Here is a 24,249-nt window from a genome sequence, read left to right on the forward strand (position 1 = left end):
GATTTCCGAATTGTTATTTTTTAATGATGAATTGTTAATTATCAGATTTAATATCAATGCCACTGCGATCAATGTTTACTTTTACGTCGTCTGATTCTACCTTTATACCATTACTGTTTATTTTTACTTTATCGTTTCCGTCTTCAATTTCAATACCGTCTCCGTTAATTTTAACGCCTTCGGCATTAACGTTCACTTCAAAAGTATCGTTATTACAATCCAAACATTTGGTGTCGTTATGTAAAATTTTTAAATAATGCTCTTCCTGGCCATTGTCCAATATGTCATCGTAATACGATGTGTTTCTATGAAAAGAATACGTATTGTCATCAGCATACAGAACAGATCCTTCGGGTAAATATAAAATCAACTCTACTTCTTGGTCACGATACTTGTTCTCAAAATCAGTGGTTAAGTATGCATCCAGCAGCAGTTCGTTATTGTTAAAAGCGTAACCGTAATTAATTGCTTCAGCCCGTTTTTTAGCTACAGAATAGCTACTGCCTTCAGCCTTTTTTTCTATACTTAAAGCTGCTAAAGAATCCTTTGTAGAGCGTACAATTAATCTGATATCAGACGAATAGATTATTTTTTCGTCGTTTTCATCAGGTACAATTTTAAAACCATTAGAGTCTCTGTATAAATACCCGCGCTTATTTCTATAATAATTGTCATTACCAACCATTTTCACGAAAACGGTGTCTTTGGCGGTAATATGTATTTGCTCTTTTTGTACAACATTTGCCTCAAAAGCATGTTCACTTGCTTGTTTAATTCCCAATACTATAAGGCCAATTACCGCGATAAGCCATAATCCAAACAGCGAGAATTTTGCAACATTACCAATAGATTTCAAATTGTTTACCAAAATTTTCAATCCTAAATACGCTAGGAAGAAAAACGGTACACCAACGGCAAAAAGTACCAACAGCGATACTAGCCATATTGGCGTATTTGCTGCGTTAGCCGCATCTACTATATCAAAACCTGGTACATTTACGGCATCTGAAATTCCAACAGTAAATAGCGATATTATGAGTGCAATAACAGTAACCGAACCAACAAACATTAAAATAGCACCTATAAATTTGGCAAATATTTTAAAGAAGAACATGATGACATCTCCTAGTGTTTCAAAAAATGTCCTAGAAGAGGATTTAATGGAGTTTGCTCCTTTTTTCACGTCTACTTTTTTTGCAGCATTAGAAACAGAATCCGATACATTTTTGGCGACATCACCTACAGTTTCAGTTACCGTATCAAACCCGTCTTTTATTTTTTTTTCAATGTTACTAATGTTAACAGGCTCTCCCGTCATCATTATTTTTTCGGCTGTCGTTTTGGCTTCAGGTACTAAAATCCAAAGCAAAATATAAAGCAACACACCAGTACCAGCACCAGCTAATAAAAGAATCCAAGCTAAGCGAATCCAAATTACATCCACACCAAAATAGTGCGCTAAACCAGCTGATACACCACCCACGTAGGAGTTGTCCGTATCTCTGTAAAGTTTTTTGGTAGGTGCCGATTTTCTATAATACGACTGTTGAGGTTCGTCCTCAAAGATCTCGTCATCTACCAGATAATCTTCAGGTTGTCCCATAATGGTAATCACCTCGTCTACTTCGGCAATTCGTATCACTTGTTTATCGTTTTGCACACGCTCATTAAAGAGTTCAGCTATACGTGCCTCTATATCGGCAATAATTTCAGATCGACCTTGAGAGTCTGTAAATGAACGTTTTATAGCCTCAAGATAGCGTTGTAATTTTAGGTACGCATCCTCATCAATATGAAAAAAGATACCTGCTAAATTTATGTTGACTGTTTTATTCATTTCTTTGTTGTTTTTTGGCTTGTTACAATGTTTACTGCGTTACGTAATTCGTTCCAAGTAGTATCTAATTCCTTCAAAAATAATTTACCAGTTTCGGTTAAACCATAATACTTTCTTGGTGGTCCAGAGGTACTTTCTTCCCATCTGTAATTTAAGAGTCCTGCGTTTTTAAGTCGCGTTAGTAAAGGGTAAATAGTACCCTCAACTACTAGCAACTTTGCGTCTTTTAGCGTTTGTAAAATTTCTGCAACGTATGCATCGTCGTCCTTTAAGACCGATAGTATGCAGAACTCCAAAACGCCTTTACGCATTTGTGCTTTTGTGTTTTCTATCTTCATAGTGTCATTCCTTTAATGTTGTAAAACTGTTCATTTTTTGATTGATTGATTGATTGATTGATGAAATTTCTTATAATAATGTTATTATGGCGTTACCACACCCTTCGAGTACCTCAGGGCAAATGGTCGGGCTTTCGGCAGTCGCTCTCTGCGAGGAGCTTCAACAAATGCCTCAATCCCTAACGCAGTAACGTCTATATATTTATATGCTTTCATTTTAAAAAATTAATAGTAAACGGATACTTATACAACTCACCATCTCTAGCTTTTAAACTGGCAATAACAATTAAAGCCAATTCAATAATAAATGCGATAACTGCTAAAACGCCTAAACCACCACCAACATAAAGTAAAGGCGAAGGTTTTCCCATTGAGATATGAAAATCATGAAATCCGTTAAACTCTATAAAATCCAAACCGCTAAATATTTTGAAAATAAAAAACGGAATAGTAAGTGTGCCCAGAATAATAGCATAAAGAAAAATACTTATCTGAAAATTTAAAATCTGCTTACCGTGTTGATCAATAAATTCAGATTTATCTTTATTGATGGTCCATAATATTAATGGTCCAAGAAAATTTCCTAATGGAATAACGAATCTACTAAAGGTAGATAAGTGAATAAAAGTAGCGATGTTTTTTTGATGATTATCTAACATGGTTTTTTGATTGATTAAAAACATATAATAGTTTCTTATGCAAATATATGTCTAAAAAAAGGTACTGTGTTACACATAGTACTATAATTAACATTTTTTTAACATTTTAAGCAATGAAATAATTTCATAACTTCGTAAAATAAACAAATGATATATGAATCTGACTACCAGTAAATTAAATGCTTTTAGCATGCTTAAGTTGCCCTCGGCTTACCTATGCGGTGTGCGTGTAAAATATTTACAAGATGAAAAATGTGAAGTAACAGTAAAGCATCGATGGATCAATCAAAATCCATTCAAATCTATGTTTTGGGCGGTGCAAGGAATGGCGGCAGAACTCTCAACAGGTGCATTAATGATTGGGAAAATTCAAGAATCTGGTAAGCGTATGTCAATGTTGGTTACTTCAAATAATGCCACATTTACAAAAAAAGCAACAGGTAGAATTGTATTTACATGCAATGATGGGTATTTAATTGACGAAGCTTTACAAAAAGCCATTGAAACAGGAGAGGGACAAACTATTTGGATGAAATCTGTTGGGGTTAACGAAGATGGTGTTGAGGTGTCCACCTTTAATTTCGAGTGGAGTGTAAAATTAAAATAGTAGGCAGTTTGCAGTCGCAGTATTCAGTAGATTCACTCTTTTTTTGATACTAAACGTCTTTGATACAGGGTTTTTAAGGCTTAAGGGTTATTGTAAAAAATGTATAAAAACTTTAGAAATACACAGATTTTGCCCTATTTTATAAGGTTCAGATTAATGTGTAAACCCTAAGAAATAGAATTTGCTTGGTATCCGAATTTAGTGTTTGGTTTTTGGAATTTTAATTACTTTGTAACAAAACCCAAAACAAATCAACATATAAACGAATACACAACAAACAACTTAACAACGAACAATAATATGACAGCACACGAAATAGACTATCGCATTTACGGAGAAGAAATGCAATACGTAGAAATAGAACTAGACCCTAACGAAGGTGTAGTAGCAGAAGCAGGCAGTTTTATGATGATGGACGATGGTATTAAAATGGAAACCATTTTTGGGGACGGCTCTCAAAAAGACTCTGGCTTTTTAGGAAAAATACTTGGTGCAGGAAAGCGCATCCTTACTGGAGAAAGCTTATTTATGACGGCGTTTTATAACACTTTAGTAGGTAAGCGTAACGTATCATTTGCCTCACCTTACCCTGGGAAAATTATCCCTATAGATTTAACCGAATTTGGGGGTAAGTTTATTTGTCAAAAGGATGCATTCCTTTGTGCAGCAAAAGGCGTAAGTGTTGGTATAGAATTTTCTAAAAAATTGGGAAGAGGCTTATTTGGTGGTGAAGGTTTTATCATGCAAAAATTAGAAGGCGACGGTATGGCCTTTGTGCATGCTGGTGGTACCATGGCCAAAAAAGAATTAGCTGCAGGAGAAACACTAAGAGTAGATACAGGATGTATTGTTGGTTTCGACCAAACCGTAGATTACGATATTGAGTTTATCGGAGGTATTAGAAACACTGTGTTTGGAGGCGAAGGTTTGTTTTTTGCAAAATTACAAGGTCCAGGAACAGTTTATGTGCAATCCTTACCGTTTAGCAGACTTGCAGGTAGAGTTTTGGCATCTGCCCCAAGAGCAGGAGGTAAGAGTAAAGGAGAAGGCAGTATTTTAGGAGGTTTAGGCGATTTATTGGATGGCGATAATAGATTTTAACATTGTTAAAATCCTATTAAAGTAGTAGAATTTTGCAATTTTTATTTAAATTTAGGCGTTAATTTAAAACAAAGCCTATTAATTAAATCTACGTTTACAAACCTAAAACCCTAACACAAAAATGGCAAGAGCAATGCTAGAGTACACCAAAACTGTACTAGAGAAAGTGAGTTTTGACGCGACATTGTTTTGCAGAGAAGTACAAAAGGCAGTTAAAAGATTGTTGCCTTACGAGATAGAAGAGCTTAAAATTTATATTCTTTCTCTTGTACAGCAAAACCCCGATTTAAATCAGTGCATGATTTATTTAAAACCATAAGAAAAGCGACCAACAGGTCGCTTTTTTAATTTTTACCTTTCACTAAAGTTCTTTTAGGGTTTTGTGTGATAAAATATTAATTTTATATCATGCAAGACATTATAAACAATCTCCCAAAGCACGCCAAAGACAAGCATAACGAAAACAAAAAATTTTTCGCAAAGCTTAAAAAGAAGCCTCCAAAAAATCTAGATTATGTGATGCAGGAATTGCACAGCGAAGAGTTCGAACGCACCGATTGTTTAGAATGTGCCAATTGCTGCAAAACCACAGGGCCTTTATTTACAGATAAGGACATTGAGCGTATTGCAAAATTCTTCAAGCTAAAACCACAGCAATTCATTGCACAGTATTTAAGGGTAGATGAAGATAACGATTATGTGTTGCAAAGTGTGCCATGTACATTTTTAGGAGCAGATAATTACTGTGCGATTTACGATGTGCGTCCTAAGGCATGCAGCGAATTTCCGCATACCGATAGAAAAAAGTTTCAACAAATTTCAAGTCTCACGCTAAAGAATGTGGCAATTTGTCCAGCCGCGTTCAATATTGTAGAAGCAATGAAAGAACGCGTAAAAATCTAGTTCGCAGTGTTAAGCACAGTTTTTTAGACCTCATATAAATGCTCAGAATAATGAATCTGAAATGAATGCCGCTAGAGATAGTTCTGGCTTTGCGAGAGTTTTCCAGATTATTTATCTTTAGAAGAAAATTTCAACTTTGGAAAGCTTATTAAATTACTTCGAAACCATTCCATCACACCATAGAGCTATCATAATTGTAGGAGGCTTAACCTTGTTTTGGATAATTGAAGGTATTATGCCCTTGTTTGGCAAGCCCTATAAAAAATGGAAACATGCGGTACCTAATATCTTTTTTACGCTAACTACGATTTTAGTGAATTTACCCCTGGCGTTTTTGCTTTTAAAGTCTGCAGATTGGGTAATAGCCAATGAATTCGGAATTTTAAATTGGTTGCCGGAAATGCCGCTATGGCTATACGTTGTTGTTGGTTTACTGCTAATGGATTTTATAGGAGCTTACATTCCGCATTACATTGAGCATAAGGTTAAACCACTGTGGATGGTGCATTTAGTACACCATACCGATCATAATGTAGATACCACAACCGCGAACCGCCATCATCCGTTAGAAAGTGTAATTCGTTATATATTTACCTTAATTGGCGTTTTTATTATTGGTACGCCTATTGCCTTAGTGATGTTGTATCAGTCCATGTCGGTAGTGGCAACCCAATTTAATCATGCCAACATAAAGTTACCCAAACGCTTAGATACTCTTTTAAGCTACGTAGTAGTTTCTCCAGATATGCATAAAGTTCACCATCATTATCGTTTGCCCTATACCGATTCTAACTACGGAAATATTTTTTCAGTTTGGGATAGGTTGTTGGGTACTTACATGAAATTAGATGCAGACAAAATTGTCTATGGCGTTGATGTATTTCCAGATGAAACCAAGAACGGTAATATTCTAGAGTTGTTAAAACAACCGTTCCAGAAATATGAAAAACCTACTATGGATGCCGATGGCTAATTTTTTTATTTGGGCGTTACCCGCAACACTTCGACAAGCTCAGTGCAGGTGGGTCGGGCTTGAGTTTATCCTGAGCACCGTCGAAGGGCTGCAAGTCCTCGCACCTCCTGCGTCGGGCTGTGGGCTTTCCACTACAATCCCTAATGCACTTATCAGCAAACGTAGTTTCACCCCAGCACTTCAACCTGTCAGGTACAGTCCTTTCAAATTTTATTAGAAATCGTACCTAGATAAACTTAGCAGAACTATCGATAACTAATCGTATATCAAATATTTTGCTCTTATTTTCTTATATACCTCCAAATCCGCCTGCCATGTTGCTTTTATTTCAGTTTCGTTCATCCCTTGTTCAATCTGCTGCTGTAGTACGTCGGTGCCAGCATGTGTCGTGAAATTCTTTGTATTAAACATCAAAGACTTGTCCGTAGCATTTTTGTAAGCCTTAATAACCCACTTTAGTGTCATGCCTTCAACGGTCGCATCTCTTAAATCCTCACCATAACATAGGGTGTTTTTATGCTTTGGATGTTTCGCACCAAAATTAGGAACAGGGGTATACTCAAATGTCAAAACCGTCTTGTCTAAATACGGCGCGCCATAACGTTGAAACTGAAATTCTGTACCCCGACCAGCATTTATCGTAGTGCCCTCAAACAAACCAAGACTTGGGTATAGCCTAATAGCTTGGTCATTCGGTAAATTTGGTGAAGGCCGTATAGGTAAACTATAAAAGGTATCGTGTGTGTAGTTTTTAACGGGAATAACCGTGATATCGCACTGTAAGCCATTAGCCAGCCATTTTTCACCATTAATCATTTTGGCATACTCGCAAATGGTCATGCCATGTACTAAAGGAATCGGGTGCATACCCAAAAAGCTACTATGTTCGCTTTTTAAAGTAGGACCATCCACATAATGTCCATTGGGGTTAGGTCTGTCTAAAATTAAAACAGGAATATTTTGTTCTGCACAAGCTTCCATAACATGGTGCAGTGTAGAAATATAAGTGTAAAATCGAACACCAACATCTTGAATATCGAATACCAGAATATCTAAACCCTCCAATTGCGCTTTGGTCGGTTTTTTGTTTTTGCCATGTAGCGATACAATGGGGAGTTTGGTTTTGATATCTGCACCATCCTCAACCAATTCTCCAGCATCAGCTTTTCCACGAAACCCATGTTCTGGGGAAAACACTTTTTTAACAGCAATACCTAAATTCAAAAGAGAATCTACCAAATGCGTATAGTCGTGGTCTATGGCAGCATCTAAATTAGTGCCTTCGGCAGCCATAGGTACCGATTTAAAAATCACTGAAGTTTGGTTCGCAACAATACCAACGCGCTTGCCTTTTAAAAGCGGTACATACAATTCAGTTTGATTTGCACCAACAACAAGCGTACTGTCAATCCTAGTAAAACTGGGAATCGCATCATTCTTCTTCTCTTCAGTCTTCTTCACATTCCCACAAGAAATCAGCACTAAAACCACCCCAATTATTAATGGGAAAACTGTATTTTTGAAAACATCTTTAAAAGTCATCACAGAAGTTTGAATTACGAGTATTTTATAGCAAAACGCATTATTGGTAGTAAAGCGTATAAAAGTAGCATTTCGGCACCAATAATAAAAATTGGTATTGCTGCTATTGCAATTGGTATGGTAGTGATGATGATTGCCATTGCAACAGGTATTGGCCTACAAGAAAAAATACGTGATAAAGTGGTGGCGTTTAATGGGCATGCGACCATTACAAACTACGATAGTAATGCCTCGCAAGAAAGTTTGGTGCCAATTTCTAAAAACCAAGAGTTTTATCCGGAATTTAAATCGGTAGAAGGGGTAAGCCATATTCAAGCTGTGGCAACAAAATTTGGAGTAATTCGTACTGAAACCGACTTCGAAGGTGCTATTTTAAAAGGCGTTGGTAGTGATTATAGTTGGAAATACTTCGAAGAGTTTTTAGTAGAAGGCAGACTGCCTGTTTTTGAAAAAAAATGGAGCGAAGAAGTGTTGATTTCCAAATATCTAGCAGATAGACTAGGTTTTACCTTGAACGACAAATTTCAAATGTATTTTTTGAAAGACGATACTGAAAAACCACCCAACATCATCAGTTTTAAGATTGTTGGAATTTATAGCTCAGGATTTCAGGATTTTGATGCGCAGTATCTTATTGGAAATTTAAGGCATATTCAGCGTATCAACAAATGGGATGAAGACCAAATTGGCAATTTTGAGGTATTCATAGACGATTATGATGAGATAGAACGCATGGGCGTAGAGATTTATCAAAATACACCGTCAACTTTAAATACATCAACCGTCAACGAAAAGTTTTATTCCATTATTGAATGGGTGAAGATTTTTGATAAAAATATTTATGGTATTATCGGTATTATGATTTTGGTAGCAGGCATCAATATGATAACTGCACTATTAGTACTAATTTTAGAACGTACCCAAATGATAGGTATTTTAAAAGCTTTGGGAAGTTCCAATTGGAGTATTAGAAAGTTGTTTTTATACAATGCGTCTTACTTAATCCTTTTAGGTTTGTTTTGGGGTAATGTATTAGGTTTAGGCTTCTTGTTTGCTCAAAAATACTTTAAACTCTTTCCGTTAGATCCAAGTGTGTATTATGTTACGGAAGCACCAGTGTATATCAACTGGACGTATATTTTAGGATTGAATATTGGTACACTTGTACTGTGTTTATTAATGCTTTTGGTGCCTTCTTACATTATTACTAAGATTTCTCCAGTGAAGGCAATTCGGTTTGAGTAGATTCGTTTAACATGTTTTTGTATGGTTGGTTGCTCTGCGAATAAACATAGCAAAAGGTGACAAGTCTGTGGGAAATTCGGGGAATTTTCCGAGTGTTACAGAGAAACCCAAGCAATTAACTATACGTACTGTTGTGTACAGTTACATTTTTCTTTTCGTATAATGCTAATAAACCTAAAATTGGTCCTAATGCCAATATAGTATAAATATACGTTGAGTTAATTGAATCCTGCAATAGGTTTAGAAGCTGGATGCTAATTATTGTAATTGAGAAACCAATACAATTTACAATCGTAAGTGCGGTTCCTTTTATTTCTGCTGATGCATTTTGAGCCACTAAGGTTGAGAAAAGAGGTGAGTCAGCTATGACAACCATTCCCCAAAAAATTAGAAAACCAATAAACAGGCTTTGAGAATCAGTCAAAAAGACTAACGGTGAAACGAGGCAACATCCACATGATAAGATTAATGCTATACGTGCCGTTCGTTTAATTCCAGCTGTTTGTGCGAGATATCCTCCTAATACACAGGACAATCCGCCTACTCCTATAATAATGAAAGATAATAGTGGAATATTGAATGTTACTTGATGATGTTCTACTTCATATGTCTTTAATATGATAGGTACAAAGGCCCAAAAGGCATACAGCTCCCACATGTGGCCAAAATAACCGAAGGCTGCAGAGCGAAATTTTCGATTCCGAAATACGTCAAAAAATGCTGATATGTTTAACTGATTTCCAGGTTTTCGGTACGGGCCATCGGGAACCATTATCAGCATTAATAAACCACCTATTACGGCAAGAGATGAAGTAAGAAAGAGTACAGATTTCCATGTAAAAGCTTCAGTTATTTCCCTTGCTAGATGTGGGAATGCAGTACCAACAACCAATGCACCAACTAAAAAACCAAGTGACTTACCTAGTCCTTTTTCATAATAGTCAGCGGCTATTTTCATGCCGACTGGGTATATGCCAGCTAAAAAGAAGCCAGTAATAAAACGAAGTGAAAGTATACTTACTAAACTGTTTTCCTCCCATATTATCCCAATATTGAATACGGAACCAAGTAAAGCACAGGTTAAAAACACTTTTGATGGTGAAAAGCGGTCAGCGATAGTCAGAATTGCGAAAATCAACGTACCCAAAATAAATCCGAATTGTATGGCTGATGTTAAGTGCCCTAGAGCACTGGCTTTAAGATTAAAACTTACTATAAATTCGCTCATCACACCATTCCCCGCAAACCAAAGTGATGTGCAACAAAACTGAGAGATTACGATTATTGGAAGTATTAACTTAGACTGTTTCACTCATAGTTTTTCAAATTGCACACAATGGGTTAACGGATATGCCTCGTTTTTAACTTATTTAAATCCGCCGTTAAACGAAGATATAAGAAATATTTTACAAAATAAAGTTGGTTTTAAACCTATTCCTTTCCCTCAATATCACTAATATGATGCTCCAAAGCTTTTACGGAAATCTGTATTTCTAAAATTAAAAACCCTAACGAAGCAATCAGTAAAATAAGGGCAACCCCAAACACCCAAACTGCAATGGTCTGTTGTTCAATATAAATTAAAAACATGGTGAGTACGCAAAGTAACAAGCTAGAAATCCCTAGAATTTGCATAGAACGCGTGAGGTATAATCGTTTTTTTATATTTTGAATTTGGGCAATCAATACCGAATCTTTATTCTGAATGTATTTATCATGTAAACTTCTAATGGTGGCAGCATAGGCCAAAAATCTATTTGTATAGGCTAGCATTATCAAGGATATTGCCGAAAACAATAAGGCAGGCGTGGTTAAAGTTAATTCTTCCATATAATTTTTTTGATAATGTAGATTATAGTGAGCTAAATTCCTTAATTATTTCCGAATCACCTTTACATTCATTTCCTCCACTTTTTTATCAGAAAGAGGAGAAGGAGAACCAAATAATAAATCTTCGCTAGTTCCTGTTTTTGGGAATGCCATCACTTCTCTAATAGATGCTTTTTTCTCTAAAATCATCATCAGTCGGTCTACACCCCATGCAATACCGCCGTGTGGTGGTGCACCATAATGAAACGCGTTATACATGGTGCCAACACTTTTCATCATTTCGGCTTTGTTGTACCCCATATTGCGGTATGTAGCTTCTAAAATTTCTGGTTTGTGCGCACGTACTGAGCCACCGCCAATTTCATAACCGTTCAATATTAAATCATATTGTTGGGCGATAATGGTGCCAATTTCATCTTCTTTTCCGTTAATGTGCTTCTCGATATCATACACCGCTGGCATGGAGAAGGGGTTATGTGTAAACGTCCAATGACCTTCATCGGTTTTTTCAAACATAGGGAAATCCACCACCCAAGCAGGTCTTAATTCTTTGGGGTTTATCAGTTTCAACATGGCGCCTAATTCCTGCCGTACAGCATCTAATGCTTTATTTGCAGTGTCATAATCGGCCGCAGAAAAGAATACAATATCACCAACTTGTGCATTGGTAGTTTTAATGATGTTTTTGGCAATGTCTTCACCTAAAAACTTGATTATAGGCGATTGTAAATCGTTTTCATTAACTATAATATAGGCTAATCCGCCTAAACCATTGCTTTGAGCAATGCCAGTCAATTTTTCAATTTGCCCTTTAGACAAACGCTTTTTACCTTGTTCTTCGGCCGAAACTCTAATACATTTTACGATGCCACCATCATCAATAGGTTTGCTAAAGACTTGGAAGGTTGTGTCTTTTACAATATCAGTGATATCCTGAAGTTTTAACCCAAAACGTAAATCTGGTCTGTCGCACCCATAATAATCCATGGCTTCTTTGTACGTCAACACTTCAAACGGATGTAAAATCCATTTCTTGCCATAGATTTTAGTCACAATTTCATTGAACATAGTTGTGTTCAAATCAATGATATCCTGCATGCTGGCATAAGCCATTTCAATATCTAACTGAGTAAATTCTGGTTGTCTATCACCACGAGAATCTTCATCTCTAAAACATCTGGCAATTTGGAAATACTTTTCATATCCGCTTACCATCAAAATTTGCTTAAACTGTTGGGGTGCTTGTGGTAATGTGTAAAACGAACCTGCTTTTTTACGCGTAGGTACTATAAATTCTCTTGCGCCTTCATCGGTGCCAGCAGTTAAAATAGGGGTTTCCACCTCTAGAAATTCTTGCGCGTCCAGTAAGTCTCGCATCAATTTAATCACCTTATGGCGATTTACTATCGCGCGACGTACATCATCATTTCTATGGTCTAAATATTTATATTGAAAGCGTACTGTTTCGTTTGATTTGTGAGCACGTTTTATTTCAAAAGGTAATGTTTTGGATAAATTTAGAATATCCAATTCTGAGGTTTCTAACTCTATAGTCCCTGTTCTTAATGATGGATTGTAATCATCAGCTTTACGCTGTACAATTTCTCCAGTAACTGTAATTACAGATTCTGGTTTTAACTTTACCAAGTCATCAAGATTTGGAAAGGATTCCCTACTTAAACGTACTTGAAAGATTTCATGACTAGAATCACGTAAATCAATAAACATTAATTCGCCATGATCTCTAACACTAGCAACCCAACCTGCCAAGGTGACTTTTTTAGAAATTGAAGCTTCGTTTAATTGTGATACTTTATGAGTGCGATATTGCTCTTTAATAACAAGTGGAACTTCTGGGAGTTTTTCTTCTTCTGAAGTTTGATTTACAACATCTGATTTTGTAGTCTGTTTATTGTCTGCTTCAGTTTTTAAACTAGTTGGGGCATCAGAAGCTAATTGCGCTAAAATACGCTCACGAATTACTTTTCCAGATGCGCCTTTTCCGATAATGCCGATAACTTTCCCAACAAGAATACCGGCCTTTCCTTGGTTTCCAGCTTTAATATCCTTGGAAATGGCATCATTTTCAGAAATAACCTTTGCAATGGCATTTTCTATTTGGGATTCAGAAATGGTGTTATCTTCAAAATATTTGTTATAATCGAAGCTTCTATCTTTTAGATAGGATGTAATGGCGTTTTGAACTAATACTGAAGTAATTTTTTCGTCTTTAAACAGTTGAAAAATTTCAATAAGATGTTCTATTCTGTGAATATCACCATAAGCTTCAGCATCAATGTTGTTAACTAATGTTTTTGCAACAAAAGAAGGGTCTTTTATAACATCGTTTATGGCCATAAATGTTTTAGAACGCAGAGGGTCTGCCGTAAAGAACTTAGCGTCTTGAGGCAACACACCACCTTTTATCAAAATAGATTCCACAGCAAATGGCAATGTACTGATATCTACATCGATTGACTCTACAACGTTTTTGATATCTAGAAAAGGTAAATCGGGCTCGGAGATGAAACGATAATCGGCTTCAAACTCCTTTTTACGCATAGTTTTTGTCTGCTTTAAGTCAGCATCAAACAACACGGTGGTTTGGTCTGGTCTAAATTCTTTATGCTCTAAATAATAATTGAGTTGCTTTTCAACTTCCTCCTTTAGGGCTTCAACCATAAATTTGAAAGAGTTGAGGTTTTTAATTTCGGTACGAGGATTTAAAGTATAATCCCGTTTTTTACGAAGTGACACCGAAACATCCGATTTAAACTCTCCTTTTTCAAGGTTTGCTTCGGAAATTCCTAAATTTTCAACAATGCGTTGCACATATTGTGCATAAATTGAAGCATCTTCGATATGACGAATACAAGGCTCAGTCACAATTTCAATAAGTGGAACACCTGCTTTATTAAAATCTACTAGCGAGACGTTTTTCTCATGCATTAATTTTGCTGCATCTTCCTCTATATGCACTTGGGTTAGATTGACTGTAAATTGAGAACCGTCATTACGAAAACACGATACTTGTCCGTCAGGAATTATCGGGTTGTGAAATTGCGTAATCTGTATGTTCTTAGGGTTGTCCGGATATTCGTAATGTTTCCTATCCCAAGAAATGACATCATTTTCAAAAGTAGATTTTACGGCTTTTCCAAAGTAAATGGCTTTTGTGATTGCTTCTTTATTAATAGCAGGTAACACGCCCATTTGCCCCGTACAAACTGAACAAATATTATGGTTTGGTGTTTCTGTTTCCTCATTTGCACAAGAACAGAATAATTTCGTTTTTGTATTTAGGCGCACGTGGGTTTCCAGACCTATAACTAACTCTAGTTCGTGCTTTTTAAGTTGCTCGTTTAATTGCTCCAGTTTCATCTGATAGAAATTAATTTTTTAGATGACAGATGCAATATACACTCAAGTACTAGTGATTTGCATGAAAATATCGATAATGTATATTTCATTATATCGTGTCTTTTAAGAAGTTAGCAAACTTCAAAACGAGTTCGTCATTATTTTTTGCAGCAGTAATTTGTAAACCAGTGGCAGTGCCTTGGGGTACAGTTAACGTAGGGAGCTCTCCCAAACTAAACCCAACCGTGTAAGCATCTGATAAATACATGGCCATAGGGTCTTTTAAACTGTCTCCAATTTTAGGAGGCGTGCTTGGTGTTACGGGAGAAACGATGATGTCAACTTTTGTAAAATCATCTTCAAAATTTGCTATAATCTGGTCTCTCAGGTTCAAACCTTTTAAATAAATTTCATCTGAAAAGCCCTGAGATAATACCTGATTACCACCAACAATTCTGCGTTTGGTTTCCTCTGAAAAATTTTCAGATCGGGTAACCATATACGTTTCCTTTAAATTTTCACCTTCAATTCGATTGCCATAATTCGTGCCGTCTAACCGTGAAAGATTGGACGCAGTTTCGGCCATAGCTAAAGTATAATATGTAGAAACAAGGGTGTTGGCATCAAAGAAATCTAGTGGTTTTACAGTAATGCCTTTCGCTTTAATGTTTTCAATTGTAGCTAAAAAATCAGATTTTATCTGGTCATCAATTGCTTCGCTTTCAATGAAATTCTTAAAATATCCAACAGTTTTTACGGCTTCAGTATTTAAAAGGTGAGCTTCCGAAATAACTTTAGATTCATATGTGGTTTGGTCTTTTATATCCTTTCCGCTCATTACATTTAAAACGATACGAACGTCTTCAATAGATTTTGCAATCGGTCCCACACAATCGGTAGACGATGCATAAGCCATTAGGCCATATCGTGAAACACGACCGTAAGTTGGTTTTAAACCATAAACGCCATTATAACCTGCCGGCTGACGAATTGAGCCGCCTGTGTCGCCACCAATGGAAAATACTGTATAATCTAAAGCTACGTTTACTGCAGAACCTCCACTAGAACCACCTCCAACCAAATCTGGGTTTAGTGCATTTTTAACCGCTCCAAAAATGGTGTTTTCACTAGACGATCCATGTCCAAAACTATCACAGTTTTCTTTAACTACAGGAATGGCACCAGCATCTAGTAATTTTTGAATCGCAGTGGCGGTATATGCCGATTTGTAATGTTTCAATAAATCAGAACTCGCCGTGGTGTAAGTACCTTGTAGCATATATACATCCTTAATTCCAAACGGAATGCCTTCTAATATCCCAAGCGTTTCACCGTTTTCAATTTTAGCATCAACTTTCGCCGCTAATTCCAATGCTAATTCATCTAACAAGGAATTTACAGTGTTATGCGTGTTTGGTTTTAAGGCTTCTAATTTTTCTTGTATAAGCTGTGTACACGTAAATGTTTTATCCATCAATTGCTGATGAATTTTATGTATTTGGGACTCCATAACTATTCTTCGATTACTTTAGAAACTACTAAATAGCCGTTTTTTTCCTTCGGAAAGTTTTCAATAATGATTTGTTTTTCTGTTGCAGAACTATCTATCACAACGTCATCTCTCAAATCATCTAAAGACACGCAATTATTATGATGATTATTAAAAGAGTTATCATTTGATGTATTCGCATTTTTAATCACTTCAAATAACTTGTTCACAGTCTCGGATGGCTGCGCTCCTTTAATACTCGACAAAACGTCGACTGTCATAATTTTACTCATGTCTTTTTATTAAAAATTTAAGCAGGTAAAATTACAAAAGTTTTTATGCAGAATAAGGGTTTAGGGCCGCAAAGTTGGTTGCGTATTTCTATTGCTTTGGAATATTCAAAATATTAGCAATTTTGTTGTCAATTTGTATAGAAAAGCAATGGAATTATAGTAATATTGAAAGTGTGTTTGAGATGCTAAAGTTTACAAACACACAAATTTTAAGTGTTTTTCACAATTTTAGAATGAAAATTAAGCTCACTACAACACATTGCAAACTTCAGTTGGAATACCCTTTTAGTATTTCGAGGTATACGGTGAGTACACAGGATACCATTATAGTTTGCATCTCAAACGGAGCTATTTCTGGTTATGGCGAAGCTACTGTAAACCCTTATTATGGCAGTACAATTGAAGGGTTGGAAACATCCGTAAAAAGCGTTTTTGGTATTGTTGAAGCAAGTAGCGGATTACATCCCAAAGATTTATGGAAACAGCTGGAACCTATACTTCGTAATGATTATTTTGCGTTATGCGCCATAGATTGTGCATATTGGGATTTTTATGCAAGATTGCAAAGGAGCACCTTAAGAAGTTTTTGGAGCACAAACGAACTAAAACTTCCACAAACCAATTACACTATTGGAATTGATGAGATTTCTGTAATGCAGTCAAAAATCAAGGAAAATCCATGGCCTATTTATAAGATTAAATTGGGTGTTGAGCATGACTTGGAAATCGTGAAAGCTTTGAGAAGCGTAACAGATTCTGTTTTTCGTATTGATGCCAATTGTGCATGGGAAACTGAAGAAACCATCAAAAAATCAGAAGTTTTAAAAGGTTTGGGTGTTGAATTTATAGAGCAACCCTTAAAAGCAAATGATTGGGAAGGCATGACGTATGTAAAGAAAAAATGTAAACTCCCCATTATTGCAGACGAAAGTTGCCAAAAACTGGAAGATGTGCAAAAATGTGCAAAGGCATTTCATGGTGTTAATATAAAACTGATGAAATGTGGAGGTATTACACCTGCATTACAAATGATAGAAAACGCCAGAAAATATCAACTAAAAACAATGATTGGCTGCATGACCGAATCTTCTGTTGGTATTTCTAATATAGCCCAATTAGCGCCGCTTTTAGATTACTTAGATGCAGATGGCTCGTTGCTTTTAAAAAATGACATCGCCGAAGGAGTGCGCTTTAAAAGTGGCAATATTTTGTATCCTGACGATTATGGATCTGGTGTTAGGATGAAAAATTGAAAAGTGAAGTACCTTTTAGACGAGTTATAATTTATTTCACTGAAATTTGATATTGTAGTATAGCCATTCCCTTATAATCTTTTTGTTTGAAAGACACAGCATCAAAAATAGGACGATGTTGATAGCCTAAACTAAATTTATTATTGTGGGTACCATTTATTAAGAAGTTTATGGTAAAGTCATAAACCGTCATGGCATCCTCTAAAGCATCCCAATTTGAGTGTTGTATAGCAATATTTGGTTGAATAATCATGGACTGACTTAAAATTTCTGTCTGCTTAAAAGCATATCCAAATTGCGTGTACCAAGTGGTACCAGTACCAATCATAGGAAAAGCAACACCAGCGCCATTAAAGTCTGTGCCACCTCCAGTAGTGGGGTTATTGGCACCAACATTTCTTATGTAGTCCTTTCCAAAATCATAATCGAAATACCCTAAATAAGCGGTTATGGCGTTACCATTTGTAAGAGGAAGATTTAAGAACGAATCTGCCGCAAAATGGTTTGCATCATAAAATGTAGTACTTGGTGATTGTGCGTCTCCGTCGCTCATGGCTTTTTCTTGATATTGAAACCCTGCACCAATATTAAATACTTTCTTTGTTTGCATGTATGTACCCGCATGGTAAGCAGATTTGTTGGATTCAATCTCGAAAAATTGGTACTTTAGGTAGGAAGATGTTTTTACTCTAGGCTTGCCGTTTGAAAAATTCACTTCGTTATCTGGTATATTGGTAACCGCAAAAGGTCTGTTAAACGCAAGCCTGTAATCGAACTTTCCAACTTGTCCCTTCAACCACACTCCAAATAAACGTCCTAAATCATCATTTTTTTCAACAGAGTTTAAAGTAAACAACGGTGTGTCTAGTCCCATCATCGTTTTAGCCGAACGAATATTCCACCTATTTAAACCTTGCCATCCAGATTTACCAACCCCAACTTCTAAGAATTTAGCAAATTTATATTCAACATATAAATCTAGAACCTCAAGGGAGATGGTTTTGTTTTTAAAATTATAATTGTTGCCACCAAAAATGGCGTAGGCAAAAATATTAGGTGTTATTTGTGAGGATACAGGAATGCGTAGCCTTCTAATTGATATATCTAGAAATTCTGAGGCTGGTTCTTCGTATATAACTGAACCTTCGTTCAAATCAGAGTATCGAAACCATATCTGTGACGTAATATTCCAATTAATCTTGGGTTTAAAAGCATCATTATCTTGTCCAAATGTAGCGGCTGGAGTTATTAAAATAAAAATAATGGCTAATATTAATATCTTCTTTATTTCTAATTTCATTTTAAAATTTATTCTAAATTTTAAGCAAAAGTATTATCAATTGTTTCATCATAATGTGACATGTGTCATAATTTTAACGCTTTTTTCACTATAACGTTTGCGTTTTTCGAGTAAAATAAGCTATGGGTTATACTCAAAATAAAGCCTCAGAGGCATTCAGTAGTTTTTTGGTTTTAATAATTTGATAAAAAACACCCAAAATCCAATTTAAGGCACTTTTTAGTTGTTTTAAGGAGGTTTTAGGTAATTAACAATTGTTGATAATTATTAGATAAACTGTCGTAAAACATCCTAAAATGCGTTTGGATTTCGTATATTTGTTTGTATTCAGAAGGATGCTTAATCGCATCTTTTTTTGTGAAAAAGAATGAAACCAAAAATAAGATAAAATATAAATATGAGCGAGCCAAAAGAAGAATTTAATAAGCACAATTATTCGGCAGATAGTATTCAGGCCTTGGAAGGAATGGAGCATGTGCGCATGCGTCCCTCAATGTATATTGGTGATGTTGGGGTTAGAGGATTGCACCACTTAGTTTATGAGGTTGTAGACAATTCTATAGATGAAGCGCTTGCGGGTCATTGTGATAATATTACGGTAACCATAAATGAAGATAATTCAATCACTACGGAAGATGACGGACGAGGTATTCCAGTAGATTTACACAAAAAAGAAGGCGTTTCTGCACTTGAAGTCGTAATGACCAAAATTGGTGCTGGAGGTAAATTTGATAAAGATTCCTATAAGGTTTCTGGTGGATTACATGGTGTGGGGGTAAGTTGTGTGAATGCCTTATCTGAGCATTTGAAAGCGACGGTTTATAGAAATGGGAAGATTTGGGAGCAGGAATATGAACGCGGTAAAGCCCTTTATCCTGTAAAATCCATTGGAGATACGGATAAAAGAGGAACTATGGTTACGTTTAAGCCAGACCCAACAATTTTTACGCAAACCTTAGAATATAGCTATGATACCTTGGCAAGTAGATTACGTGAGTTAGCGTATTTGAATAAAGGTATTACGATACATATTGTAGACAAACGTTCAAAAAAAGAAGACGGCTCTTTTGAGGGAGAAACATTTCATTCTGAAGAAGGATTAAAGGAATTTATCAAATATTTGGATGCTACCAGAGAGCCTCTAATGAAAGATGTAATAGCTTTTGAAGGCGAAAAAAATGATATACCTGTTGAGGTTGCTATGATTTATAACACCTCTTATGCCGAAAATTTACATTCTTATGTAAATAACATTAATACTCATGAAGGTGGAACACATTTGTCTGGTTTTAGACGTGGATTGACACATACGTTAAAAAAGTATGCCGATTCATCAGGGTTGACTGATAAATTGAAGTTTGATATTGCAGGTGATGATTTCCGCGAAGGTTTAACGGCAATTATTTCTGTAAAAGTTCAAGAGCCTCAATTTGAGGGGCAAACGAAGACTAAATTAGGTAATCGTGAAGTTTCAGCATCCGTAAGTCAAGCTGTTTCTGAAATGTTAACAGATTACTTGGAAGAGCATCCAGATGATGCCAAAATTATAGTGCAAAAAGTGATTTTGGCGGCACAAGCGCGTCATGCAGCCCAAAAAGCGCGTGAAATGGTACAGCGTAAAACTGTGATGAGCATTGGCGGATTGCCAGGAAAATTAAGTGACTGTTCTGAGCAAGACCCAACAAAATGTGAATTATACCTTGTTGAGGGAGATTCTGCGGGAGGTACAGCAAAAGCAGGAAGAGATAGAAACTTTCAAGCCATTTTACCACTTAGGGGTAAAATTCTGAATGTTGAAAAAGCAATGCAGCACAAGGTGTTTGAGAATGAAGAAATAAAAAATATTTTCACTGCGCTTGGTGTAACTATTGGTACAGAAGAAGATAGTAAAGCTTTGAATCTTTCAAAATTACGTTATCACAAAATTGTTATAATGTGTGATGCCGATATTGATGGTAGCCATATTGCCACATTGATATTGACCTTCTTTTTCAGGTATATGCGTGAGTTGGTTGAGAACGGCCATGTTTATATTGCAACGCCACCTCTATATTTGGTAAAGAAAGGCGCTAAGAAGCAATATGCATGGAGCGATAAAGAGCGCGACGACATTATTGCCGAATATGGTGATGGTGCAAAAATTCAGCGCTATAAGGGTCTAGGAGAAATGAATGCAGAACAACTATGGGATACAACCATGGATCCTGACTATAGAACCATGCGCCAAGTACAAATAGATAATGGCACGGAGGCTGATAGAATTTTCTCTATGCTTATGGGTGATGAAGTGCCGCCGCGTAGAGAGTTTATTGAAAAGAACGCTATTTATGCGAATATTGATGCGTAGAAATAGTTAAGATTTCATATTATTAAATAGCCTTGATTTATAAATCAAGGCTATTTTTTTATCTATTAAAATCGATAAAAAGCATTTTTTAACGATAAAATGTTATTTAATATCGTTTTTTTTATACATTTGTATGACCAAATCTATTAACTATAATGAAAAAATTAACCTTATTTATTGCGCTAATCTTTGTTACACAAGTTTCAAAAGCGCAAAACGATCTTGATGCTTTATTAGCGGCTGGTGTAAATAATGCTGAACGTTTTGCTAACGATTACTTAATGCCTGGAACCAATGGTTTGATGCATAGTATGAATGCCAATTGGTTTAATACTGCAAACGCTAAACCTTTAGGCGGCTTTGAAATTTCAATTATAGCAAATGCTTCAATAATTCAAGACGATCATCAGTCTTTTCAAATGAATATTGCAGACTATAACAGTGATCCAGATCAAGACTTTACCATTACGTTTGCTGATCCATCATCATCTAAGTCTGTTGCTACAGCTTTAGGTGAAAACGATCCTAATATTGATATCATTATTACCTATGATGACCCTATACTTGGTGAACAACAAGAAACAATTACACTTCCTAGTGGAATAGGATCTGATACTGCTAATTTATTACCAACAGCTTTTTTACAAGGTGCGTTGGGTTTAAGTAAAGGCATAGAGATAAAAGCACGTTTTGTACCAAAAATTGATACAGATGAAGTTGATTTGAGCATGTACGGTGCCGGATTGCAACTGGATTTTACAAAATGGTTGCCAGCAGATAAATTGTTACCTGTTGCCATTTCTGGTTTAGTAGCTTATACACATTTAGATGGATCTTACGACTTAACAGATTCTTCAGGCATAAGTGGGCAGAATCAAAGATTAGAAAATAGTACCAACACATGGCTTTTTCAGTTGATTGCCTCTACGAAATTACCTATTATTAATTTTTATGGTGGTTTAGGTTATATCAAAGGTAAGTCAGAGTCGGATTTATTGGGATCATACACAGTTTCAAGCGGTCCTTTGTTTTCTGAAACCATTGTAGACCCTTTTTCAGTATCAAGCGAAGTTTCGGCTGTGAGAGGAACAGTGGGGACAAAATTAAAATTAGGTTTTTTCAGACTTAATGCTGAATATCATGTATCTGAGTTTAATGCCTTTTCAGTTGGTATAAATTTCGGATTTAGATAGGAATACCTTAATAGTTTCATAATAATTATTTAGTTTTTTTAGTTAGTTTTTATTTAATTTAGTTAAAAGTGTAACGTTAAATCGTTGCACTTTTTTCTTTTGTATTTCAATTGGTAGTAGTTTATAATTTGAGTAGTTTTGCATGACGAAAATCATAAAATAAGGCAGTTGCCAGTTTTATCTTTGTGATGTTAAAATTTAATAAAAACAATCTAAACATAAAATTATGAAAGTTACCGTAGTTGGAGCAGGAGCAGTAGGTGCAAGTTGTGCCGAATATATTGCAATAAAGGATTTTGCATCGGAAGTTGTGTTATTAGACATTAAAGAAGGGTATGCCGAAGGTAAGGCCATGGACTTAATGCAATGCGCATCTTTGAATGGTTTTGATACTAAGATTACCGGTGTAACCAACGATTATTCTCAAACAGCAAATAGTGATATATGCGTAATAACTTCTGGTATTCCTCGTAAACCAGGAATGACTAGAGAGGAATTAATTGGTATTAATGCAGGTATTGTTAAGACTGTATCTTCAAGCTTAATCGAGTTTTCACCAGAAACCATTATCATAGTGGTGAGTAACCCAATGGATACGATGTCCTATTTGGTACACAAAACTACAGACTTACCGAAAAACAAAATTATTGGTATGGGTGGAGCATTAGATTCTGCACGTTTTAAATACAGATTAGCAGAAGCCATGGAAGCGCCAATAAGTGATATTGATGGTATGGTAATAGGAGGTCATAGCGATACTGGTATGGTACCGTTAACAAGTCATGCTACAAGAAACAGCATTAAAGTTTCTGAGTTTTTAAGCGAAGATCGTTTAGAGCAAGTTGCTGCAGATACTAAAGTTGGTGGTGCTACATTAACAAAGTTATTAGGAACATCTGCTTGGTATGCGCCTGGAGCAGCTGTAAGTGCCTTAGTTCAAGCAATAGCTTGCGATCAAAAGAAAATGTTTCCGTGTTCTTCATTGCTCGAAGGTGAATATGGTTTAAATGATATTTGTATTGGAGTTCCTGTTATTTTAGGAAGTAATGGTATTGAAAAAATTGTGGATGTACCTTTAAGTGATGCCGAAAAAGCACATATGAAAGCTAGTGCAGAAGGTGTTTCTAAGACTAATGGATTATTAGAATTATAAGCAAGTAGCCTAAAATAAATATTTGTAATAAAGACTGTAGAAATGCAGTCTTTATTTTTTTATATTTGCCGCATGAGTCTCAAAAAGTACATAGGTGCCATAATTGTTTTATTGGTGTTACTTGGTATTGCAAACCAGCAACAGGCTGATGTGCATAATCAAGAAATCGTACTAGAATTTAATGAGGCAAACGTTTCTGAAGTAGATGCAGAAGTAACCATTGCAATTTTAAAAGAAGAACTACAACATTTTGGTGTTAAAGATTTTAGGGTTGTAGATGATAACAATGGTAAGCTAAAAATCACCTATTATAGTAATGCTGATGTCTTTTCGGTAAAACGCATTCTTCTAAAGAAAATCAGATCTGAATTAAACACTTCAGATGATGAGGACGCACCATTTAGCGTTCCTTTTGAAGATAATGACGTTGCTTACAACTTAGATGTACATGAAATTCAAAAAGGCAATACATCAAATTCTGGCCTCAATGGCATTGCAGTTGCAGATTTAAATACAAAAACAGATAGGTTTTCCAAACCTAAAATTTTAGTAACGGCCTCTTATAACAGTTCTAAAAAAGCAAATGTCAGTTTTAAAGAGGCATTCCGTATTTACAAAAATACGTTTCTAGAATTAAACAATGCATTACAACAAATACCCGAAGTTAGGGCAGGACCGTGCTGTTAATGGGTAATAGGTTCTTTTAGAAACCCACTTATTATTTATGTGTATCCTTAAAGTTTACACCTAAAATATAGCTTTTCAACCTAAAGGCTATAATAAAAAATCACAAATAACATTAAAATTGTCAAATCTAAACGTAAAC

At 35.7% G+C, this 24,249-nt stretch carries 21 protein-coding genes; 11 read left to right on the top strand and 10 right to left on the bottom strand.

Features of this window, described 5'->3' with window-relative positions; translation table 11 throughout:
* Window positions 1-34: 34 nt before the first annotated feature.
* The 3 genes from BMY39_RS06260 to BMY39_RS06270 all read right to left on the bottom strand — a co-directional run bounded on the left by BMY39_RS06260 (window position 35) and on the right by BMY39_RS06270 (window position 2,834).
* The gene (locus BMY39_RS06260; protein WP_092577229.1) at window positions 35-1,837 is read right to left on the bottom strand and encodes a PspC domain-containing protein; all 1,803 of its coding nucleotides are present in this window, start codon (window positions 1,835-1,837) and stop codon (window positions 35-37) included.
* Window positions 1,834-2,175, bottom strand: a complete 342-nt coding sequence (locus tag BMY39_RS06265) for a PadR family transcriptional regulator (protein ID WP_092577232.1) — start codon at window positions 2,173-2,175, stop codon at window positions 1,834-1,836. Before BMY39_RS06265 ends, BMY39_RS06260 begins: the two co-directional genes overlap by 4 nt.
* A 212-nt stretch (window positions 2,176-2,387) precedes the next feature.
* A complete protein-coding gene (locus BMY39_RS06270; protein ID WP_092577754.1) occupies window positions 2,388-2,834 on the bottom strand; it encodes a DUF4870 domain-containing protein in 447 nt (148 codons plus the stop codon).
* A 154-nt stretch (window positions 2,835-2,988) separates the two neighbouring features.
* Here BMY39_RS06270 and BMY39_RS06275 point away from each other — a divergent pair, with 154 nt between their 5' ends.
* From BMY39_RS06275 to BMY39_RS06295, 5 genes are all read left to right on the top strand, one after another.
* A complete protein-coding gene (locus BMY39_RS06275; RefSeq protein ID WP_092577236.1) occupies window positions 2,989-3,441 on the top strand; it encodes a DUF4442 domain-containing protein in 453 nt (150 codons plus the stop codon).
* A 300-nt stretch (window positions 3,442-3,741) separates the two neighbouring features.
* The gene (locus BMY39_RS06280; protein WP_092577762.1) at window positions 3,742-4,542 is read left to right on the top strand and encodes a TIGR00266 family protein; all 801 of its coding nucleotides are present in this window, start codon (window positions 3,742-3,744) and stop codon (window positions 4,540-4,542) included.
* Window positions 4,543-4,663: 121 nt separating this feature from the next.
* A complete protein-coding gene (locus tag BMY39_RS06285; protein WP_092577239.1) occupies window positions 4,664-4,861 on the top strand; it encodes a hypothetical protein in 198 nt (65 codons plus the stop codon).
* A gap of 89 nt (window positions 4,862-4,950) precedes the next feature.
* Complete coding sequence (locus BMY39_RS06290; RefSeq protein ID WP_092577242.1) at window positions 4,951-5,445, top strand: YkgJ family cysteine cluster protein; 495 nt, start codon at window positions 4,951-4,953, stop codon at window positions 5,443-5,445.
* A gap of 136 nt (window positions 5,446-5,581) precedes the next feature.
* On the top strand, window positions 5,582-6,418 hold the full coding sequence (locus BMY39_RS06295; protein ID WP_092577244.1) for a sterol desaturase family protein: 837 nt from the start codon (window positions 5,582-5,584) through the stop codon (window positions 6,416-6,418).
* A 255-nt stretch (window positions 6,419-6,673) separates the two neighbouring features.
* Here the strand turns inward: BMY39_RS06295 and BMY39_RS06300 are convergent, their stop codons facing one another.
* Window positions 6,674-7,960, bottom strand: a complete 1,287-nt coding sequence (locus tag BMY39_RS06300; protein ID WP_092577248.1) for an exo-beta-N-acetylmuramidase NamZ family protein — start codon at window positions 7,958-7,960, stop codon at window positions 6,674-6,676.
* 9 nt (window positions 7,961-7,969) lie between these two features.
* On the opposite strand from BMY39_RS06300, the gene BMY39_RS06305 reads away from it, so the two are divergent.
* Window positions 7,970-9,205: an ABC transporter permease gene (locus BMY39_RS06305; RefSeq protein ID WP_092577252.1), complete on the top strand. Its 1,236-nt coding sequence runs from the start codon at window positions 7,970-7,972 to the stop codon at window positions 9,203-9,205.
* Between the two features lie 115 nt (window positions 9,206-9,320).
* Here the strand turns inward: BMY39_RS06305 and BMY39_RS06310 are convergent, their stop codons facing one another.
* From BMY39_RS06310 to BMY39_RS06330, 5 genes are all read right to left on the bottom strand, one after another.
* Window positions 9,321-10,517: an MFS transporter gene (locus BMY39_RS06310; RefSeq protein WP_092577256.1), complete on the bottom strand. Its 1,197-nt coding sequence runs from the start codon at window positions 10,515-10,517 to the stop codon at window positions 9,321-9,323.
* Between the two features lie 119 nt (window positions 10,518-10,636).
* A complete protein-coding gene (locus tag BMY39_RS06315) occupies window positions 10,637-11,035 on the bottom strand; it encodes a DUF2721 domain-containing protein (protein ID WP_092577259.1) in 399 nt (132 codons plus the stop codon).
* Window positions 11,036-11,080: 45 nt separating this feature from the next.
* Entirely contained in the window at window positions 11,081-14,416 is a 3,336-nt protein-coding gene (gene gatB/aspS, locus BMY39_RS06320) for a bifunctional amidotransferase subunit GatB/aspartate--tRNA ligase AspS (RefSeq protein ID WP_092577262.1), read from the bottom strand.
* An 88-nt stretch (window positions 14,417-14,504) separates the two neighbouring features.
* Window positions 14,505-15,905 carry an amidase family protein gene (locus BMY39_RS06325; protein ID WP_092577265.1) on the bottom strand — a complete coding sequence of 467 codons (1,401 nt, stop codon included), beginning with the start codon at window positions 15,903-15,905 and terminating at the stop codon, window positions 14,505-14,507.
* Between the two features lie 2 nt (window positions 15,906-15,907).
* Window positions 15,908-16,177 carry an Asp-tRNA(Asn)/Glu-tRNA(Gln) amidotransferase subunit GatC gene (locus BMY39_RS06330; RefSeq protein ID WP_177176556.1) on the bottom strand — a complete coding sequence of 90 codons (270 nt, stop codon included), beginning with the start codon at window positions 16,175-16,177 and terminating at the stop codon, window positions 15,908-15,910.
* 233 nt (window positions 16,178-16,410) lie between these two features.
* Here BMY39_RS06330 and BMY39_RS06335 point away from each other — a divergent pair, with 233 nt between their 5' ends.
* Window positions 16,411-17,430 carry a dipeptide epimerase gene (locus BMY39_RS06335; RefSeq protein ID WP_092577780.1) on the top strand — a complete coding sequence of 340 codons (1,020 nt, stop codon included), beginning with the start codon at window positions 16,411-16,413 and terminating at the stop codon, window positions 17,428-17,430.
* A 31-nt stretch (window positions 17,431-17,461) separates the two neighbouring features.
* Here the strand turns inward: BMY39_RS06335 and BMY39_RS06340 are convergent, their stop codons facing one another.
* Window positions 17,462-18,730: a hypothetical protein gene (locus BMY39_RS06340; RefSeq protein WP_092577269.1), complete on the bottom strand. Its 1,269-nt coding sequence runs from the start codon at window positions 18,728-18,730 to the stop codon at window positions 17,462-17,464.
* Between the two features lie 397 nt (window positions 18,731-19,127).
* On the opposite strand from BMY39_RS06340, the gene gyrB reads away from it, so the two are divergent.
* The 4 genes from gyrB (at window position 19,128) to BMY39_RS06360 (ending at window position 24,110) form a co-directional block, all read left to right on the top strand.
* Window positions 19,128-21,077: a DNA topoisomerase (ATP-hydrolyzing) subunit B gene (gene gyrB, locus BMY39_RS06345; RefSeq protein ID WP_092577271.1), complete on the top strand. Its 1,950-nt coding sequence runs from the start codon at window positions 19,128-19,130 to the stop codon at window positions 21,075-21,077.
* Between the two features lie 155 nt (window positions 21,078-21,232).
* On the top strand, window positions 21,233-22,270 hold the full coding sequence (locus tag BMY39_RS06350; protein ID WP_092577275.1) for a DUF6588 family protein: 1,038 nt from the start codon (window positions 21,233-21,235) through the stop codon (window positions 22,268-22,270).
* 226 nt (window positions 22,271-22,496) lie between these two features.
* The gene (locus BMY39_RS06355; RefSeq protein ID WP_092577278.1) at window positions 22,497-23,423 is read left to right on the top strand and encodes a malate dehydrogenase; all 927 of its coding nucleotides are present in this window, start codon (window positions 22,497-22,499) and stop codon (window positions 23,421-23,423) included.
* 72 nt (window positions 23,424-23,495) lie between these two features.
* Window positions 23,496-24,110 carry a hypothetical protein gene (locus BMY39_RS06360; protein ID WP_092577282.1) on the top strand — a complete coding sequence of 205 codons (615 nt, stop codon included), beginning with the start codon at window positions 23,496-23,498 and terminating at the stop codon, window positions 24,108-24,110.
* Window positions 24,111-24,249: the final 139 nt, after the last annotated feature.

Origin of the sequence: Hyunsoonleella jejuensis, assembly GCF_900111025.1 — a bacterium.
GTDB classification, from domain to species: Bacteria; Bacteroidota; Bacteroidia; order Flavobacteriales; family Flavobacteriaceae; genus Jejuia; species Jejuia jejuensis.

Excerpts from the sequence above, each read along its gene's own strand:
- BMY39_RS06260 (WP_092577229.1), bottom strand. The coding sequence starts at position 1,837 with ATGAATAAAACAGTCAACATAAATTTAGCAGGTATCTTTTTTCATATT.
- BMY39_RS06335 (WP_092577780.1), top strand. The coding sequence starts at position 16,411 with ATGAAAATTAAGCTCACTACAACACATTGCAAACTTCAGTTGGAATAC.
- BMY39_RS06280 (WP_092577762.1), top strand. The coding sequence starts at position 3,742 with ATGACAGCACACGAAATAGACTATCGCATTTACGGAGAAGAAATGCAA.
- BMY39_RS06360 (WP_092577282.1), top strand. The coding sequence starts at position 23,496 with ATGAGTCTCAAAAAGTACATAGGTGCCATAATTGTTTTATTGGTGTTA.
- BMY39_RS06350 (WP_092577275.1), top strand. The coding sequence starts at position 21,233 with ATGAAAAAATTAACCTTATTTATTGCGCTAATCTTTGTTACACAAGTT.
- BMY39_RS06300 (WP_092577248.1), bottom strand. The coding sequence starts at position 7,960 with ATGACTTTTAAAGATGTTTTCAAAAATACAGTTTTCCCATTAATAATT.
- BMY39_RS06290 (WP_092577242.1), top strand. The coding sequence starts at position 4,951 with ATGCAAGACATTATAAACAATCTCCCAAAGCACGCCAAAGACAAGCAT.
- BMY39_RS06340 (WP_092577269.1), bottom strand. The coding sequence starts at position 18,730 with ATGAAATTAGAAATAAAGAAGATATTAATATTAGCCATTATTTTTATT.
- BMY39_RS06275 (WP_092577236.1), top strand. The coding sequence starts at position 2,989 with ATGAATCTGACTACCAGTAAATTAAATGCTTTTAGCATGCTTAAGTTG.
- BMY39_RS06270 (WP_092577754.1), bottom strand. The coding sequence starts at position 2,834 with ATGTTAGATAATCATCAAAAAAACATCGCTACTTTTATTCACTTATCT.
- BMY39_RS06330 (WP_177176556.1), bottom strand. The coding sequence starts at position 16,177 with ATGAGTAAAATTATGACAGTCGACGTTTTGTCGAGTATTAAAGGAGCG.
- BMY39_RS06285 (WP_092577239.1), top strand. The coding sequence starts at position 4,664 with ATGGCAAGAGCAATGCTAGAGTACACCAAAACTGTACTAGAGAAAGTG.
- gyrB (WP_092577271.1), top strand. The coding sequence starts at position 19,128 with ATGAGCGAGCCAAAAGAAGAATTTAATAAGCACAATTATTCGGCAGAT.
- BMY39_RS06325 (WP_092577265.1), bottom strand. The coding sequence starts at position 15,905 with ATGGAGTCCCAAATACATAAAATTCATCAGCAATTGATGGATAAAACA.
- gatB/aspS (WP_092577262.1), bottom strand. The coding sequence starts at position 14,416 with ATGAAACTGGAGCAATTAAACGAGCAACTTAAAAAGCACGAACTAGAG.
- BMY39_RS06315 (WP_092577259.1), bottom strand. The coding sequence starts at position 11,035 with ATGGAAGAATTAACTTTAACCACGCCTGCCTTATTGTTTTCGGCAATA.
- BMY39_RS06265 (WP_092577232.1), bottom strand. The coding sequence starts at position 2,175 with ATGAAGATAGAAAACACAAAAGCACAAATGCGTAAAGGCGTTTTGGAG.
- BMY39_RS06355 (WP_092577278.1), top strand. The coding sequence starts at position 22,497 with ATGAAAGTTACCGTAGTTGGAGCAGGAGCAGTAGGTGCAAGTTGTGCC.